The following is a 16,047-nucleotide window of genomic DNA, read 5'->3' as shown; positions in this document are numbered from 1 at the left end:
CCGACGTACGTCCGGGACGCGGCACGTCGCGGGTAGTTGGCCGATCCCGCGACTACGGTCGCCGCATCCTGCGTCCCCGACACCCCGAAAACATGATGCAAGTCACGGAATATACGCGCAGGAAAACGCGCGGATTGTGAAGAAGCGGGCACTGCTCGCCGCTGCCTTGCAGTCCGTGCATCAGCCATGCCTCACGGCGTGCCGGCAAGGCACCGGCGCGATCGCAGGGACCTGCGCCCGTCGATCCTCAACCCAGGAACAGGTCCGGCAGCAAGCGGGCGCCCGGCTGCACGGCGTAGCAGTCGAAATCGGCGACCCCGCCTTCGCGCAGGATCTCCTCGTCGATCGCGAAATGGCCGGTGTAGCTGCGCGCCGGGCGGGTCATGATGGCGTGGGCGGCGTCGGCCACGATCTCCGGCTTGCGGCAATGCTCCGCCTTCACGCCGTCGATCATGCCGATCGCCGCGGTGGCGATCACCGTACGCGGCCACAGCGCGTTCACCGCGATGCCCAGCGGGGCAAACTCCGGGCTCATGCCCAGCACGCACAGGCTCATGCCCATCTTGGCGATGGTGTAGGCGGTATGCGGCGCGAACCATTTCGGGTCGAGGCTGGGCGGCGGCGACAGCATCAGCACGTGCGGGTTGACCGCCTTCTTCAGGTACGGCAGGCAGGCCTGGGTGACCAGGAAGGTGCCGCGGGTATTGACCTGGTGCATCAGGTCGAAGCGCTTCATCGGCGTGCCTTCGGTGCCGGCCAGCCAGATCGCGCTGGCGTTGTTGACCACGATGTCGATGCCGCCGAAACGTTCGGCCGCCTGCGCCGCGGCAGCCACCACCTGGGACTCCTCGCGGATGTCCACCTGCAGCGCCAGCGCCCTGCCGCCGGCCGCCTCGACCGCCGCCGCGGCAGTATGGATGGTGCCGGGCAGCTTCGGATTCGGCACGCCGCTCTTGGCCGCGATCACGATGTTGGCGCCGTCTCGCGCCGCGCGCAGCGCGATCGCCAGGCCGATGCCGCGCGAAGCGCCGCTGATGAACAAGGTTTTGCCGGCAAGGTCGGCCATGTGCGTCACTCCGTCAGGAAGGTTCCCAGTGTAGAACCCGCCCGGTCAGGGCTTCTGGAAGCGCGGCAGGATGTCGCGCAGCTCGGCCAGCCGCTGCGCCGGGTCGTGCAGTTCGAGCATGCGCTGCTGCTCGCCGGTATCCAGCGGCAGCAGTTCGGCCAGCCGGAAACCCAGCCAGCTGGCGTCGTCATAGGCGCTGCGCGGCGCATCGCGCCAGTGCGGCGCCATGGTCTCGATCAACCGTTCCAGGATGGTCTGCAGCAGGGCAAACTCCACCGGCACCGGTTGTGCCGGCTCGCCCGGCCAGAGCTCCACGTCGCCGCGCAGCAGGCCGTCGGAACGCACTCGGCTGCGCACCACCTGGAAACGCGAACCGCCTTCGGCGACGATGCCGAGCAGGCCGTCGTCGTCGCGATGGAAATCGCTGATCCGCGCGATCGTGCCGATCGCCGCCGGCACCGCCGGCTCGCCGGTTTCCCGTCCCTCGAGGATCAGGCACACGCCAAAGCCGGTGCCATGGCGCGTGCATTCGCGCACCAGGTCGAGATAGCGCGGCTCGAAGATGCGCAACTGCAGCTGGCCCCCGGGAAACAGCACGGAACCCAGCGGAAACAGCGGTATCTCGACGAGTGGCGGCTGCGCGTGGACGACCATGCGGCGAGTGTACCCAGAAGCCGCGGCGGCCACGACCCGATCAAGCCTGCCGCAGGCTCTCCACGAAGCGGCGCGGCGCCGCCTCGAAACCGCCGTTGGACATGAAGATCACCTGGTCGCCTGCCCGGACCTGTGCGCGCAGCGCGGCGATCAATGCATCGACGGTCGGTGCCGTGCCGCCGCGCCCGCCGAGTGCAGCGGTGATGCGACCGGCATCCCACGGCAATTCGGGGCGATGCAGGAACACCACCGCATCGGCGTCGGCCAGCGACGGCGCCAGCGCCTCCGCATGCGCGCCCTGCCGCATCGAGTTGGAACGCGGCTCCAGCGCCACCAGGATGCGCGCGTCGCCGACCTTCGCGCGCAGCCCGGCCAGAGTGGTGGCGATCGCGGTGGGGTGATGGGCAAAGTCGTCGTACACGCGCACGCCATTCACTTCGCCGACCAGTTCCATCCGTCGCTTCACGCTCTCGAAGCTGGCGAACGCCGGCAGCAGCGCACGCGGATCGGCGCCCGCGGCCGTCGCCGCGGCGAGCGCGGCCAGCGCGTTCATCACGCTGTGGTGGCCCAGCAGCGACCAGCGCACCTCGCCGAGCCGCTCGCCTTCGCGGTGCACCGCGAAGGCCGAGCCGTCCGCCTCGATCAGCGTGGCCTGCCAGTCGCCGCGGCCGATACCGAAAGTCTCCACCGGCGTCCAGCAGCCCATCGCCAGCACCTCGGCGAGGCGCTCGTCATGCGCGTTGACGATCAGCCGGCCGTTGCCCGGCACGGTGCGCACCAAGTGGTGGAACTGGCGCTGGATCGCGGCCACGTCGGGGAAGATGTCCGCGTGGTCGTACTCGAGGTTGTTGAGGATCGCGATGCGCGGGCGGTAGTGCACGAACTTCGAGCGCTTGTCGAAGAACGCGGTGTCGTACTCGTCCGCTTCAATCACAAATGGCGCCGCCACCGGCGGCACGACACTCCGTTCTGCCGCCGGCGACCCTTGGGGAGTCCCCTTGCGGATGAGAAGGTGGCGCGCAGCGCCGGATGAGGGTCCGGGGCTCGCGTAGGCCTGCTTGCCCCCCAGCCGCGCGGAGACACCAAAATTGCCCGGCACACCGCCGACCAGAAACCCCGGCGCCATCCCCGCACTCTCCAGCAAATGCGCCAGCAGGCTGGTGGTGGTGGTCTTGCCGTGGGTGCCGGCCACGGCCAGCACGTCGCGCTCGGCCAGCACCGTCTCGCCCAGCCACTGCGGGCCGGAGATGTAGCGCAGGCGCGCGTCGAGCATGTACTCGACGGCCGGATTGCCGCGGCTCATCGCGTTGCCGACCACGGCCAGATCGGGGGCCGGCTGCAGGTGTTCGGCGGCGTAGCCGCTCATCAGACCGATGCCGAGCGCCTCCAGCTGGGTGCTCATCGGCGGGTAGACGTTGGCGTCGGAACCTTCGACCGCATGGCCCAGCTCGCGTGCGAGCGCGGCCACGCCGCCCATGAAGGTGCCGCAGATGCCGAGAATGTGCAGACGCATGGTGAGCGATTCCCTTGCCGGGCGCGGGAAGCGGGCTCAGCCGTTCGCGGCGGCGGCTTCGTTCTGCAGCGCGCGCTCGATCCGCGCGGTGACTTCGGCCAGCTCGCCGACGCCGTCCACCACCTGCAGCTTGCCGCGGCTGGCGTAGAAATCCGCCACCGGCGCGGTCTGCTCGGCGTAGACGCCCAGCCGCTTGCGCACGGTATCCGGGTTGTCGTCGGCACGGCCTTCGGCCTTGAAGCGGATCTCGCAGCGACCGATGATCGTTGCGTTCGGCACCTCCAGCTTCACCACCGCGTCCAGCGGCTGGCCGAGCCTGGCCAGTAGGTGGTCGAGCGCGTCGGCCTGGGCCAGGTTGCGCGGGTAGCCGTCGAGGATGAAGCCGGCCTTCGCGTCGGCCTGGGCCAGGCGCTCTTCCAGCATGCCGAGCAGGATGTCGTCGGAAACCAGCTGGCCGGCGTCCATCACCGCCTTGGCCTTGAGCCCCATCGCGGTGCCGGCGGCGACCGCGGCGCGCAGCATGTCGCCGGTCGAGATATGCGGAACGCCCAGCGCCGTCTTCAGCCGGGCCGCCTGCGTACCTTTGCCCGAACCGGGCGCACCAAGTAGGACGAGTCGCATAATGCTCCACGAGTTCGGCGGGCCGCCGCACACTGCAGCAGCCCGCCCGATGCACGAAATTGCCGTCAAATTAGCCGCTGCACCGGGTGCCGTCAAACAGCGACCTTCGTCGCACCCAGCCAAGTGATTGTTGCGGAAAAGATTTGCCGACACCGCCGCCACGCTTCCACTGCCCGATCGAGGATCCCATGAGCCCGAGCCGCCGTTCTCCCGCCGTCACCGGCAACCTGCTGTACGCCCAGTCCGGCGGCGTCACCGCCGTGATCAACGCCACCGCCGCCGGCGTGATCGAGGCCGCTCGCGGCAAGGGCGTGAAGGTGTATGCCGCGCGCAACGGCATCCTCGGCGCGCTGCGCGAGGAACTGATCGACACCTCGAAGGAATCGGCCACCGCGATCGCCGCGCTGCGCCACACCCCCGGCGGCGCGTTCGGCTCGTGCCGCTACAAGCTGAAGTCGCTGGAGGAGAACCGCGCCGAGTATGAGCGGCTGATCGAGGTGTTCCGCGCCCACGACATCCGCTGGTTCCTCTACAACGGCGGCAACGACTCGGCCGACACCGCGCTGAAGATCTCGCAGCTGGGCAAGGCGATGGGCTACGACATCCGCTGCATCGGCGTGCCGAAGACGGTGGACAACGACCTCGCCGTCACCGACTGCTGCCCGGGCTTCGGCTCGGTGGCGAAGTACACCGCGATCTCCACGCTGGAGGCCAGCCTCGACGTGGCCTCGATGGCCGACACCTCGACCAAGGTGTTCATCCTCGAAGTGATGGGCCGCCACGCCGGCTGGATCGCCGCGGCCGCCGGGCTGGCCGGCGAAGGCGCGGACGCGCCGCCGCACATCATCCTGTTCCCCGAGAACGCGTTCGATGAGGCCGCGTTCCTGGCCAAAGTGAAGGCCACCGTCGAACGGGTGGGCTGGTGCACCGTGGTCGCCTCCGAAGGCGTGCGCAACGCGGCCGGCCAGTTCCTCGCCGAAGCGGGCACGCGCGACGCGTTCGGGCACAGCCAGCTCGGCGGCGTGGCGCCGGTGCTGGCGGCACTGGTGAAAGAAAAGCTCGGCTACAAGTACCACTGGGCGCTGCCCGACTACCTGCAGCGCTCAGCGCGGCATGCCGCCTCGCAGGTCGACGCCGAACAGGCTTACGCGGTCGGCAAGGCCGCGGTCGACTACGCGCTGGCCGGCATGAACGCGGTGATGCCGGTGATCGTGCGCACGTCCGACGCGCCGTACCGCTGGAAGATCGAACCGGCGCCGCTGGCGAAGATCGCCAACCGCGAAAAGAAGATGCCGAAGAACTTCATCAGCCGCGACGGCTTCGGCATCACCGCCGCCGCCCGCCGCTACCTCGCCCCGCTGATCCGCGGCGAAGCGCCGCCCCCCTACGGCAAGGATGGCCTGCCGCGCTATGTCCGTCTGAAGAACGCAGCGGTGGCGGGCAGGCTGCCCCCGTTCACGCCATGAGCGCAGGCGGCTTGATGCGTGCGCCCGGCAAGCCGGCCAGCAATTCGTCCACCAGCGCATCGACCGCCGCTTCCGCCTTGCGCAGCGATGCGGCCAGGCACTCGCCGCCGAACTCGTCGTACTCCACCGCCGCCGTGCGCACGTCGCGGATGCCGATGTAGCCGAAGGCCGTACGCACCGCCGGCTCCACATGGTTCATCGCGGCGATGCGCCCGCCATAGCCGTAGTCGCCGCGCGACCCTAGCAGCACCAGGGTGCGCGGCCGGTCGGTCAGCAGCGGCCAGTAGGGCTCGCCTCGCCGTGCGCGGTCGAAGCCGAAGGTGCGCCCCACGCGCACGATGTTGTCGATGTAGGCCTTGAAGCCGGCCGGCACGCCGAAGTTGTACATCGGCACGCCGGCCACGATCAGGTCGGCGGCAGCCAGCTCGTCCACCAACCGGTCGCTCTCGGCCAGCCGCCCCTGCATCCACGGCAAGCGCGTCGACTCCGGCGTGAACGCCGCGTGGATCCAGGCGCTGTCCACCGGCGCGGGCGGGGCCTGCCCCACGTCGCGATAGAACACCGGATCGGCGGCGCGCACGGCATGCCAGCGCGCCACGAAGCGCTCGCCCAGCCGGCGGGTATGGGAGCCGTGCGCATGCAGGTCGGAACGCCCGCCGCGGGCACTGGCGTCGATGTGCAACAAGGTGATCATGGGCAAGCCCCTCGGGAGAGTTTCACTCAGGTATTGCCCATGCTATGAAGTACCAACCTGCCTGGAAAACGATACTTTCTCAGCCTATGGATGAATTCAGATCACCTATCGGACCCCGCCGCCTGCCGCCGCTGGCGGCGCTGCGCGCGTTCGAGGCGGCTGCCCGGCACCAGAGCTTCCGCGTGGCTGCGGACGAGCTGGCGGTGACCGCCACCGCGGTCAGCCATCAGATCCGGCAACTGGAGCAGCGGCTGGGCGTCGCCCTGTTCGAGCGGCAGGCACGCGGGGTCGTGCTGACCAAGGAAGGTCGCCGGCTGTTTCCGGCACTGCGCGAAGGCTTCGACCTGATGGCCGACGCGCTGGCGCCGCTGCTGCGGCCGCAGCGGCGTCGCATCGTCACCGTCTCGGCCACACCGGCGTTCATGGCGCGTCTGCTGGTGCCGCGGCTGGCCGGCTTCCAGGCGACCCACCCGCAGTTCGACCTGCGCCTGCACGCCTCGACCCGCCCGGTGGATTTCGCGGCGCAGCAGATCGACGCCGCGATCCGCTACGGCAAGGGCCCGTACCGCGGCCTGCACCACGAAGCGCTGCTGCATGCGCGCTTCGCCCCCGTGTGCAGCCCCGCACTCAAGCTGCGCGCGCCGGACGAGCTCGGCCGCCATCCGCTGCTGCACTACCAGTGGCAACCCACCTTCCGCGACCCGGTCGACTGGGCCGCCTGGGCTCGCGCGGCCGGTCTGCGCCGGCTCGATACTGCCCGCGGCACTACCTTCAGCGACGAAACCCATGCCATCGAGGCCGCCATCGCCGGCCAGGGCGTGGCCCTGCTCGACACCGCGCTGATAGTCGACGAACTGGCGCATGGCACTCTGGTGGCACCGTTCGGCCCGACGCTGGACGGACTGGACTACCTGCTCGTGCACCCTGCCGCGGCCGGCGGCGATCCGGCCGTGGCCGCCCTGCGCGAGTGGCTGCGCAAGCTCGCCTGAAAGCTGCGCGCGATCCGGGCAGCCCGCTCCAGCACGGACGTCCATCCATTCCGCGTGCCCGCTCACCTAGCCGAGTGGGACCTGAACCCGCGCGTCGCGCACGGTCTGCGTTCAGCCGCAATTTCTTACGCTCCATCCTGCCCGGGTCGATCGCCGCGCCGTTGCGGCCACGACCCTCCACGGGAGACCCGAGATGAAACTCATCCGCCGCCTGCTCATCGCCCTCGCCCTGCTCACCACCGGCAGCTTCGCGCTGGCCGCCCCCGGCCCCGGTGACCACGACCGCCGCGGCCATGACCATGGCTACGACCGCCTCGGGCACGACGACCGCCGTCATGGCGACTGGCGCCGCGATTACCGCCGCCATGACGATCGCCGCTACGGCTACGACCATCGCGACTATCGCCACGCCGGTCCGCACTACTACCCGGTGCGCCACCATCGCTGGGAACGCGGCCACCGCTACTACGGCCCGACCTACGTGGTGCGCGACTACGGCCATTACCGCCTGCGCCCGCCGCCGCGCGGCTACCACTGGGTGCGCGCGGACCACGACTACCTGCTGGTCGCGATCGCCACCGGCATCATCCTGGACTACGCCCTGCGATAGGCCCGCACCCAGGAGAACGATCCGGGGCCATGCATCCGTGCATGGCCCTTGTTCTTTGGCGGATGGCGCTGCGCCGCACAACGGCCTGCGCCGCCGCGTCTGCCTATACTCCCCGCGACCGCCCGTTCCGGACGGCCACTTACAACCCATGGGGAGGCTCCGATGCTGCAGCAGTATGGCTGGTGGATCGTCGTTGCGTGTGCGGTGGTGGCGGTTCTGTATGGCGCGCTGTCCGCGCGCTGGATCCTGGCGAAATCGCCAGGCAACGAACGGATGCAGGAGATCGCCGCGGCCATCCAGGAAGGCGCACGCGCCTACCTCAACCGCCAGTACACCACCATCGGCCTGGTCGGCGTGGTGTTGCTGCTGCTGATCGGCTTCTTCCTCAACTGGCCGACCGCGATCGGCTTCCTGCTCGGCGCGATCCTGTCCGGTGCGGCCGGCTACATCGGCATGAACGTCTCGGTGCGCGCCAACGTGCGCACCGCCGAGGCGGCGCGCAGCGGCCTCGGCGCCGCGATGGACGTGGCGTTCCGCGGCGGCGCGATCACCGGCATGCTGGTGGTCGGCCTGGCCCTGCTCGGCGTGGCCGGCTACTGGCTGGCGCTCGGCCACTTCGGCGTCACCGGCGAGACCGCACTGCACGCGCTGGTCGGGCTGGCCTTCGGCAGCTCGCTGATCTCGATCTTCGCGCGCCTGGGTGGCGGCATCTTCACCAAGGGCGCGGACGTCGGCGCCGACCTGGTCGGCAAGGTCGAGGCCGGTATCCCGGAGGACGACCCGCGCAACCCGGCGGTGATCGCCGACAACGTGGGCGACAACGTGGGCGACTGCGCCGGCATGGCGGCCGACCTGTTCGAGACCTACGCGGTGACGGTGATCGCCACCATGCTGCTGGCCGGCCTCACCTTCGCCGACAACCTCAATGCGGTGCTGTACCCGCTGGTGCTCGGCGGCGTGTCGATCATCGCCTCGATCATCGCCACCTTCTTCGTCCGGGTGAAGGCCGGCGGCTCGATCATGGGCGCGCTGTACAAGGGCGTGATCGTCTCGGCGGTGCTCTCGGCCGTCGCGTTCTGGTTCGTCACCGGCAACCTGCTGCCGCAGGGCCTGACCGCCGGCGACGGCAGCGTGGTTTCCAGCCACGCGCTGTTCCACTGCGCGCTGATCGGGCTGGTGCTGACCGGCCTGATCGTGTGGATCACCGAGTACTACACCGGCACGCAGTTCCGCCCGGTGCAGCACATCGCAGCGGCCTCCACCACCGGTCACGGCACCAACATCATCGCCGGCCTCGGCGTGTCGATGAAATCGACCGCGATGCCGGTGATCGTGATCTGCGCGGCGATCTGGGGCGCCTACAGCCAGGGTGGCCTGTACGGCATCGCGATCGCCGCCACCGCCATGCTGTCGATGGCCGGCATGATCGTGGCGCTGGACGCCTACGGCCCGATCACCGACAACGCCGGCGGCATCGCCGAGATGGCCGACCTGCCGCCGGAAGTGCGCGGCGTCACCGACCCGCTGGATGCGGTGGGCAACACCACCAAGGCGGTGACCAAGGGCTACGCGATCGGCTCGGCCGCACTGGCCGCGCTGGTGCTGTTCGCCGACTACACGCACAACCTCGACGTCGCGGCCCGGGCCAAGGCGCTGGCCGCGGGCGTCGACTATCATCCGATGACCTTCGACCTGTCCGACCACATGGTGATCATCGGCCTGCTGATCGGCGGCCTGATCCCGTACCTGTTCGGCGCGATGGCGATGGAGGCGGTGGGTCGCGCCGCCGGCGCGGTGGTGGAGGAAGTGCGCCGCCAGTTCCGCGACATCCCCGGCATCATGCAGGGCACCGCCAAGCCGGAATACTCGCGCGCGGTGGACATGCTGACCAAGTCGGCGATCCGCGAGATGATCGTGCCCTCGCTGCTGCCGGTCGCCGTGCCGATCGTGGTCGGCCTGCTGCTGGGGCCGAAGGCGCTCGGCGGCGTGCTGATCGGCACCATCGTCACCGGCCTGTTCGTGGCGATCTCGATGACCACCGGCGGCGGTGCGTGGGACAACGCGAAGAAGTACATCGAGGACGGCCACCATGGCGGCAAGGGTTCGGAGGCGCACAAGGCCGCGGTCACCGGCGACACCGTGGGCGACCCGTACAAGGACACCGCCGGCCCGGCGGTGAACCCCCTGATCAAGATCATCAACATCGTGGCGCTGCTGCTGATTCCGCTGCTGTAAGCCACGCCCGCGCAACGACAGGAATCCCGCCCGCGTGGCGGGATTTCTGTTCCCGGCCCGCGCTCCCGACTTTGGTCACGGGCGGCCACACGCCCGGGCGGTTACGCTCGACCAACTGCGGGCCGCGCCCGCATTACGTTCACTCGCACCTGGGGGCACACGATGAAATCGGTCTGGCTGATGCTGGCACTCGGCGTCACACTGACGGGCATGAACGACAGCCATGCCCGCGACACCACCCCCGCTCCCGCCGCCACTCCGACCGGCGACGACCCGTTCCTGTGGCTGGAGGACATCCACGGCGCGCGCGCGCTGGACTGGGTGAAGCAGCAGAACGCGACGACCGCCAAGCAGTTCGTCGACAACGCCGAGTTCGCGCGCACCCGCGACCGCATCCTCGAGGTGCTCGACTCGGAAGCACGCATCCCCTACGTCAATCGCATGGGCGACCACCTGTACAACTTCTGGCGCGACAAGGCGCACCCGCGCGGCATCTGGCGGCGCACCACGCTGGCCGAGTACCGCAAGGCCGAGCCGGCGTGGGAGCTGCTGCTGGACGTCGACGCCTTGAACCAGGCCGAGGGCAAGCGCTGGGTGTTCAAGGGCGTGCAATGCCTGAAGCCGGCCTACGAGCGCTGCCTGATCTCGCTGTCGCCGGACGGTGGCGACGCCGTGGCCGTGCGCGAGTTCAGCATCCCGCACAAGGCGTTCGTGAAGGATGGCTTCGTCTTGCCGGTGGCGAAGAGCGAAGTCGACTGGATCGACGAAGACACCCTCTACGTCGGCACCGACTTCGGCCCCGGCTCGATGACCGAGTCGAGCTATCCGCGCATCGTCAAGGAGTGGAAGCGCGGCACGCCGCTGGCGGCGGCCGCCACCGTGTACGAGGGCAAGCCGAGCGACCTGGCGGTCAGCGCGCACCACGACCGCACGCCGGGCTACGAGCGCGACTTCGTGTCCATCGCCAGGGATTTCTACCACAGCGACCTGTACCAGCGCCTCGGCGACAAGCTGGTCCGCGTCGAGGTGCCGGCCGACGCGGAAGCCGAAGCCCATCGCGACTGGCTGCTGGTGCGCACCCGCTCGCCGTGGACGGTGGACGGCAGCACCTACCCGGCCGGTGCGCTGCTGGCCACGCCGTTCGATCCGTTCATGGCCGGCAAACGCCATTTCACCATGCTGTTCGAGCCCGACGCGCATACCTCGCTGGACTCGTACGCCTGGACCAAGAATCACCTGATCCTCAACCTGATGGACGACGTCAAGAGTCGGCTGGAGGTGCTGACCCCGCCGCAGGTGGCGACGCCCGGCGGCGACTGGAAACGCGCGGCGATGGCCGGCGCGCCGGCGATGAGCACGATCAACGTGATCGACACCGACCCCGACCACAGCGACGAGTACTGGCTCGATGTCACCGGCTTCCTGGCGCCGTCGTCGTTGCGCCACGGCGTACTGGGCGGCGCGGCGGCCGAGAAGGTCAAGCAGGCGCCGGCGTTCTTCGATGCCGCGAAGTTCGCGGTCAGCCAGCACTTCGTGCAGTCGAAGGATGGCACCCGCGTGCCGTACTTCGAGATCGCCCCGAAGGATCTCAAGCTGGACGGCGCCAACCGCACCCTGCTGTATGGCTACGGCGGCTTCGAGGTGTCGCTGCAACCGCAGTACAGCGGCGGCGTCGGCCGCGCGTGGCTGGAACGCGGCGGCGTCTACGTGATCGCCAACATCCGCGGCGGCGGCGAGTACGGCCCGCAGTGGCACCAGGCCGCGCTGAAGGCGAACCGTCCGCGCGCCTACGAGGACTTCGCCGCGGTGGCCGAGGACCTGGTGAAGCGCGGCGTCACCTCGGCGCAGCACCTCGGCGCCGAAGGCGGCAGCAACGGCGGCCTGCTGATGGGCAACATGCTCACGATGTATCCGCAGCTGTTCGGCGCGATTGCGTGCGAGGTGCCGCTGCTGGACATGAAGCGCTACATCCACCTGTCCGCCGGCGCCTCGTGGATGGCCGAGTACGGCAACCCGGACACGGCGGACTGGAACTTCATCCGGACCTTCTCGCCGTACCAGAACGTGAGGACGGACGGCCGCTACCCGCCGGTGCTGTTCTACACCGCCACCAGCGACGACCGCGTCGGCCCGGTGCAGGCGCGCAAGATGGCCGCGCGGATGCAGGCGCAGGGCCACCCCAACGTGTGGTTCTACGAGAATCTCGAAGGCGGCCACGGCGCCGGCGCGGACAACCGGCAGTCCGCGCACATGCACGCGATGGCCTACGACTTTTTGTGGGACCAGCTGCAGTAGGGCGATCCATCGCCGTCATGCCACCGCCGCGAGCCGGTACCTGCCGGCTCGCGGCGTATGCAAAGATGGCCTGCAGCAAGCTTTCACGACTCGCCCATCGCCATGCACCCACGCACCACCATCAGCCCCGAACTGCGCGAATGGATCCTCGCCACCACGCGGGCCGGCCACGGCGTGGCCGAGGTGCTGCGGCTGATGAAGGAGCACGGCTACGACCCGCGGCAGAGCCGCGGCATCGTGGCCGAGGTGCTGAAGCTGCCGCTGGTGACGCTGCTGGCCAGTACCGCCAGCGAGTCGCCGCAGGGGCTGCGTACGAAACACCCCGAAGCGCCCGAAGTCCGCGTCGACGGGCACGCCATCGGCGTCTCGCTCAGCGTCGAGGCGCCGGCGCTGCGGGTGCTGGAGAACATCCTGAGCACCCAGGAATGCGAGGAACTGATCGCGCTGGCGCGGCCGCGCCTGCAGCGCGCGCTCACCGTCGACAGCGAAGGCCGCCAGCAGGTGGACCGGCGACGCACCAGCGAGGGCATGTTCTTCACCCTGAACGAGGTGCCGCTGGTCGGCCGTATCGAGCAGCGCCTGGCCGCCCTGCTCCGCGTGCCGGCGAGCCATGGCGAAGGGCTGCAGATCCTGCACTACCTGCCGGGCCAGGAATACGAGCCGCACTTCGACTGGTTCGACCCGGAGCAGCCCGGCTACGGCGCGATCACCGCGGTGGGCGGGCAGCGCATCGCCAGCGTGGTGATGTATCTGAACACGCCCGCGCGAGGCGGCGGCACGGCGTTCCCCGAGCTCGGACTCACCGTCACCGCGCGGCGCGGTTCGGCCGTCTATTTCGCCTACGAAGGCGGCGACCCGAGTTCGCTGCACGCCGGCCTGCCGGTGCTCGATGGCGAGAAGTGGATCGCCACCAAATGGCTGCGCGAGCGGCCTTACAAGAGGCCGAAAAAGGCCTGACCGCCGGTGCGGCAAGCCTGTCGCTGCTGCATCGCAGCAGCGTTTGGCGTATCCTTGCGGACCTTCTTTTCCCCTTCATCGCCAAGGACAGTCCATGGGTCTGCACCTCGTCTCCGCCGGCCGCAACGTGCCGGAAGAAATCAACGTCATCATCGAGATCCCCAAGGACGCCGAGCCGGTCAAGTACGAGGTGGAGAAGGAGTCGGGCGCGATCTTCGTGGACCGCATCCTGTCCACCCCGATGCGCTACCCGTGCAACTACGGCTACGTGCCGCGCACTCTGGGCGGCGACGGTGACCCGTTGGATGCGGTGGTGATCCTGCCGCTGCCGCTGGCCGTCGGCTCGGTGATCCGCTGCCATCCGGTCGGCATGCTGAGGATGACCGACGAGGCTGGCAGCGACGAGAAGCTGGTGGTGATCCCGTCGCCCAAGGTGTTCCCGGGCTACGCGCACATCAACGACATGAAGGGCGTCTCGCCGCACTGGCTGGAACGCATCGGCCACTTCTTCGAGCACTACAAGGACCTGGAGAAGGGCAAGTGGGTGAAGGTCGAGGGCTGGGTCGGCGCCGACGAGGCGAAGGCCGAGATCCTGGCCGGCTTCCAGCGCTACCAGGACGCCATCAGCGGCTGAATCGCCGAGCGCAGGCTGTCGCAAAGCAGACCCCGCCACGGCGGGGTTCTTGTTTGCCCGGATCAGCCGCGCCTGAGCAGTTCGCGCAGGTCGATCAGTGCCGCATTCGCGCGCGACACGTAGTTCGCCATCACCAGCGAATGGTTGGCGAAGAAGCCGAACGGCGAGCCGTTCAGTACCATCGGACTGTGCAGCGGGCGCTGCGCCTCCTCCAGCTCGCGGATCACCTGCTCCAGGCTGACGTCGGCGTGCTTGGAACGCAGGATCGGGCCGAAGTCGCGCTGGAACGCCTTGAGCTGTTCCAGCAAGGTCCAGGTGTAGCCGCGCGCCTCGTAGAAGTTGTCGTCGATCTTCGTCCATGGCGTCTTCACCAGGCGGCCGCCGCCGGGTGCGGCCGCCGTGCCGGCGGCGGCCGGCTCGTCGGCACTGGCCACGTCGCCGACGCGGATCTGCCCCACGCTGGCCGACAGCCGCTGCGACAGCGAACCGAGTCGCGAGGAGGCCAGCTGCAGGTAGTCGGCCAGGTTGTCGGCGCGCGCGTAGAAGTGCGCGTTGCTGTCGTCGGCGTCGCCCAGCCTGGCCAGATAGCCGTCCAGATGCCTGATCGCCTTGCGGTACTGACTTTCCGAACTGGGCAGCAGCCAGCGGTCGTTCGGGCTGTTCAGCAGCGGGTCGGCCTCGGCCAGGTCCTTGTCCTCGGTCGACTGCGTCTGCGAGCGGCTGAAGTCGTTGCGCAGCGCGCGCACCAGGTCGCGAGAGGCGGTCAGCGAGCCGAATTCCCAGTTGGGAATGTTGTCCATCAGCACGCCCGGCGGCAGCTTGTCGTTGCTGAGGTAGCCGCCGCGCTTGTCCAGCAGCGTCCGTACCGAGGTGATCAGGGTGACCGTGGTGGCCGCGCCGGTGCTGACCGGCCGCTTCAGCTCCTGCATCCGCACCTGGGTCACCGCCACCGGATCGAACAGCGCCGGCTCGGTGTCCCACCACCACATCAGCGCCGCCACGCCCAGCAGCAGCAACGCAAGCAGGGCCAGGATGGCGCGGCGGATGCCGTGGCGCGACGGGTTCGAGGTGTCCTGGGTCTGCATCGCTCGGCTCCTGCGGGGAATGGGCGAAGCTTACAGGCTCGGTGTGGCGCCGCGTGACCGCCCTTCGCCGCATCGCCAGTACCACCTCGTCACGCCGGTGCGGGTAGGATCGGGCGGCACCGCACATGCCCGCTGCGCTCTCCTCCCGGAGGGAAGGAAAGCCGGCCTTCGAGCCACCCATGGAGTCGCCCATGAAAGCCGTCGCCCTCACCCGCCACCTGCCGATCGACGATCCGCAGGCGCTGCTCGATATCGAACTCCCCACGCCGGTGCCCGGCGAGCACGACTTGCTGGTGCGTGTGGAGGCGGTCTCGGTGAATCCGGTCGACACCAAGCTGCGCTCGCCCAAGCCGCAGGTCGAGGCGCAACCGAAGGTGCTCGGCTACGACGCCGCCGGCGTGGTCGAGGCGATCGGCGATTCGGTCCATGGTTTCCGGCCGGGCGACCGCGTGTACTACGCCGGCGACGTCACCCGCCCCGGCAGCAACGCGCAGTTCCAGCGGGTCGATGCGCGTCTGGCCGGCCACGCGCCGCGGTCGCTGGACCTGGCCGAGGCGGCCGCGTTGCCGCTGACCGCGCTGACCGCGTGGGAGCTGCTGTTCCAGCGCATGCCATTCGACAGCGAGCGCGGCGGCGACGGCAGGTCGCTGCTGGTCATCGGCGGCGCCGGCGGAGTCGGCTCGATCGCGATCCAGCTGGCGCGACGCGCTGGCTTCACGGTGATCGCCACCGCCTCGCGCATCGAGACCATCGACTGGTGCCGCACGATGGGCGCCCACCACGTGATCGACCATCGCCACACGCTGGCGCCGCAGCTGGAGGCGCTGGGCTTCGGCCAGCTCGACGCCGTGCTCAACCTCGCCGACACCGACCGCTACTGGGATGCGATCGGCCAGCTGCTGGCGCCGCAGGGCCACGTGGGCCTGATCGTGGAACCCGCCGGCGCGCTGAAGATCGGCGATCCGTACAAGGCCAAGTGCATCGGCATCCACTGGGAGTTCATGTTCGCCCGCGCGCGTTCCAACACCCCCGACATGGCCGAGCAGGGCCGCATCCTCGAACGGATCGCCAGCTTGATCGATGCGGGTGAGTTGCGCGGCACGCGTACCGCGACGCTGGTGCCGATCAATGCGGCGAACCTGCGCGAGGCCCATCGTCGGCTGGAATCGGGCCGCACGATCGGCAAGCTGGTGCTGGCCGGCTGGTGAGGCGGCGGCGCGCCTTGCCC

At 69.4% G+C, this 16,047-nt stretch carries 14 protein-coding genes; 8 read left to right on the top strand and 6 right to left on the bottom strand.

All coding sequences use genetic code 11. The features are described 5' to 3' along the window. Nucleotides 1-247 precede the first annotated feature (247 nt). From R2APBS1_RS01830 to R2APBS1_RS01815, 4 genes are read right to left on the bottom strand one after another with little or no spacing between them, the layout of a single operon-like run. The gene (locus R2APBS1_RS01830; RefSeq protein WP_015446634.1) at nucleotides 248-1,066 is read right to left on the bottom strand and encodes an SDR family oxidoreductase; all 819 of its coding nucleotides are present in this window, start codon (nucleotides 1,064-1,066) and stop codon (nucleotides 248-250) included. A gap of 45 nt (nucleotides 1,067-1,111) precedes the next feature. After that, complete coding sequence (locus R2APBS1_RS01825; RefSeq protein ID WP_007514211.1) at nucleotides 1,112-1,720, bottom strand: LON peptidase substrate-binding domain-containing protein; 609 nt, start codon at nucleotides 1,718-1,720, stop codon at nucleotides 1,112-1,114. Between the two features lie 40 nt (nucleotides 1,721-1,760). Beyond that, a complete protein-coding gene (mpl, locus tag R2APBS1_RS01820) occupies nucleotides 1,761-3,233 on the bottom strand; it encodes a UDP-N-acetylmuramate:L-alanyl-gamma-D-glutamyl-meso-diaminopimelate ligase (protein WP_015446633.1) in 1,473 nt (490 codons plus the stop codon). A gap of 36 nt (nucleotides 3,234-3,269) precedes the next feature. Beyond that, complete coding sequence (locus R2APBS1_RS01815) at nucleotides 3,270-3,854, bottom strand: adenylate kinase (protein WP_007514209.1); 585 nt, start codon at nucleotides 3,852-3,854, stop codon at nucleotides 3,270-3,272. Between the two features lie 188 nt (nucleotides 3,855-4,042). Between R2APBS1_RS01815 and R2APBS1_RS01810 the strand changes: the two genes are divergently transcribed. After that, on the top strand, nucleotides 4,043-5,320 hold the full coding sequence (locus R2APBS1_RS01810) for a 6-phosphofructokinase (RefSeq protein ID WP_007514208.1): 1,278 nt from the start codon (nucleotides 4,043-4,045) through the stop codon (nucleotides 5,318-5,320). On the opposite strand, the gene R2APBS1_RS01805 is transcribed toward R2APBS1_RS01810, so the two are convergent. Further along, nucleotides 5,310-6,014, bottom strand: a complete 705-nt coding sequence (locus tag R2APBS1_RS01805) for an FMN-dependent NADH-azoreductase (RefSeq protein ID WP_015446632.1) — start codon at nucleotides 6,012-6,014, stop codon at nucleotides 5,310-5,312. The two genes, R2APBS1_RS01810 and R2APBS1_RS01805, sit on opposite strands and share 11 nt — an antisense overlap. Nucleotides 6,015-6,100: 86 nt before the next feature. On the opposite strand from R2APBS1_RS01805, the gene gcvA reads away from it, so the two are divergent. The 6 genes from gcvA to ppa all read left to right on the top strand — a co-directional run bounded on the left by gcvA (nucleotide 6,101) and on the right by ppa (nucleotide 13,734). After that, complete coding sequence (gene gcvA, locus R2APBS1_RS01800) at nucleotides 6,101-7,003, top strand: transcriptional regulator GcvA (protein WP_007514206.1); 903 nt, start codon at nucleotides 6,101-6,103, stop codon at nucleotides 7,001-7,003. Between the two features lie 193 nt (nucleotides 7,004-7,196). Then, nucleotides 7,197-7,613, top strand: a complete 417-nt coding sequence (locus R2APBS1_RS01795; protein WP_015446631.1) for an RcnB family protein — start codon at nucleotides 7,197-7,199, stop codon at nucleotides 7,611-7,613. Between the two features lie 162 nt (nucleotides 7,614-7,775). Then, entirely contained in the window at nucleotides 7,776-9,848 is a 2,073-nt protein-coding gene (locus R2APBS1_RS01790; RefSeq protein ID WP_015446630.1) for a sodium-translocating pyrophosphatase, read from the top strand. Nucleotides 9,849-10,058: 210 nt separating this feature from the next. Next, a complete protein-coding gene (locus R2APBS1_RS01785; protein WP_236127033.1) occupies nucleotides 10,059-12,143 on the top strand; it encodes a prolyl oligopeptidase family serine peptidase in 2,085 nt (694 codons plus the stop codon). A gap of 102 nt (nucleotides 12,144-12,245) precedes the next feature. After that, nucleotides 12,246-13,100, top strand: coding sequence for a 2OG-Fe(II) oxygenase (locus R2APBS1_RS01780; protein ID WP_007514202.1), 855 nt, complete (start codon nucleotides 12,246-12,248; stop codon nucleotides 13,098-13,100). Between the two features lie 94 nt (nucleotides 13,101-13,194). After that, entirely contained in the window at nucleotides 13,195-13,734 is a 540-nt protein-coding gene (ppa, locus tag R2APBS1_RS01775; RefSeq protein WP_007514201.1) for an inorganic diphosphatase, read from the top strand. Between the two features lie 62 nt (nucleotides 13,735-13,796). On the opposite strand, the gene R2APBS1_RS01770 is transcribed toward ppa, so the two are convergent. After that, nucleotides 13,797-14,819 carry a DUF2333 family protein gene (locus tag R2APBS1_RS01770; protein WP_015446628.1) on the bottom strand — a complete coding sequence of 341 codons (1,023 nt, stop codon included), beginning with the start codon at nucleotides 14,817-14,819 and terminating at the stop codon, nucleotides 13,797-13,799. 191 nt (nucleotides 14,820-15,010) lie between these two features. Between R2APBS1_RS01770 and R2APBS1_RS01765 the strand changes: the two genes are divergently transcribed. Beyond that, nucleotides 15,011-16,027 carry a zinc-binding alcohol dehydrogenase family protein gene (locus R2APBS1_RS01765; protein ID WP_015446627.1) on the top strand — a complete coding sequence of 339 codons (1,017 nt, stop codon included), beginning with the start codon at nucleotides 15,011-15,013 and terminating at the stop codon, nucleotides 16,025-16,027. Nucleotides 16,028-16,047 lie beyond the last annotated feature (20 nt).

Source organism: Rhodanobacter denitrificans, from assembly GCF_000230695.2.
GTDB lineage: Bacteria > Pseudomonadota > Gammaproteobacteria > Xanthomonadales > Rhodanobacteraceae > Rhodanobacter > Rhodanobacter denitrificans.
This window is presented reverse-complemented; position numbering and strand designations above follow the sequence as displayed.

Coding starts and splice junctions, on each gene's coding strand:
- gcvA (WP_007514206.1), top strand. CDS start 6,101: ATGGATGAATTCAGATCACCTATCGGACCCCGCCGCCTGCCGCCGCTG.
- R2APBS1_RS01815 (WP_007514209.1), bottom strand. CDS start 3,854: ATGCGACTCGTCCTACTTGGTGCGCCCGGTTCGGGCAAAGGTACGCAG.
- R2APBS1_RS01830 (WP_015446634.1), bottom strand. CDS start 1,066: ATGGCCGACCTTGCCGGCAAAACCTTGTTCATCAGCGGCGCTTCGCGC.
- ppa (WP_007514201.1), top strand. CDS start 13,195: ATGGGTCTGCACCTCGTCTCCGCCGGCCGCAACGTGCCGGAAGAAATC.
- R2APBS1_RS01765 (WP_015446627.1), top strand. CDS start 15,011: ATGAAAGCCGTCGCCCTCACCCGCCACCTGCCGATCGACGATCCGCAG.
- R2APBS1_RS01805 (WP_015446632.1), bottom strand. CDS start 6,014: ATGATCACCTTGTTGCACATCGACGCCAGTGCCCGCGGCGGGCGTTCC.
- R2APBS1_RS01780 (WP_007514202.1), top strand. CDS start 12,246: ATGCACCCACGCACCACCATCAGCCCCGAACTGCGCGAATGGATCCTC.
- mpl (WP_015446633.1), bottom strand. CDS start 3,233: ATGCGTCTGCACATTCTCGGCATCTGCGGCACCTTCATGGGCGGCGTG.
- R2APBS1_RS01795 (WP_015446631.1), top strand. CDS start 7,197: ATGAAACTCATCCGCCGCCTGCTCATCGCCCTCGCCCTGCTCACCACC.
- R2APBS1_RS01825 (WP_007514211.1), bottom strand. CDS start 1,720: ATGGTCGTCCACGCGCAGCCGCCACTCGTCGAGATACCGCTGTTTCCG.
- R2APBS1_RS01790 (WP_015446630.1), top strand. CDS start 7,776: ATGCTGCAGCAGTATGGCTGGTGGATCGTCGTTGCGTGTGCGGTGGTG.
- R2APBS1_RS01785 (WP_236127033.1), top strand. CDS start 10,059: ATGAACGACAGCCATGCCCGCGACACCACCCCCGCTCCCGCCGCCACT.
- R2APBS1_RS01770 (WP_015446628.1), bottom strand. CDS start 14,819: ATGCAGACCCAGGACACCTCGAACCCGTCGCGCCACGGCATCCGCCGC.
- R2APBS1_RS01810 (WP_007514208.1), top strand. CDS start 4,043: ATGAGCCCGAGCCGCCGTTCTCCCGCCGTCACCGGCAACCTGCTGTAC.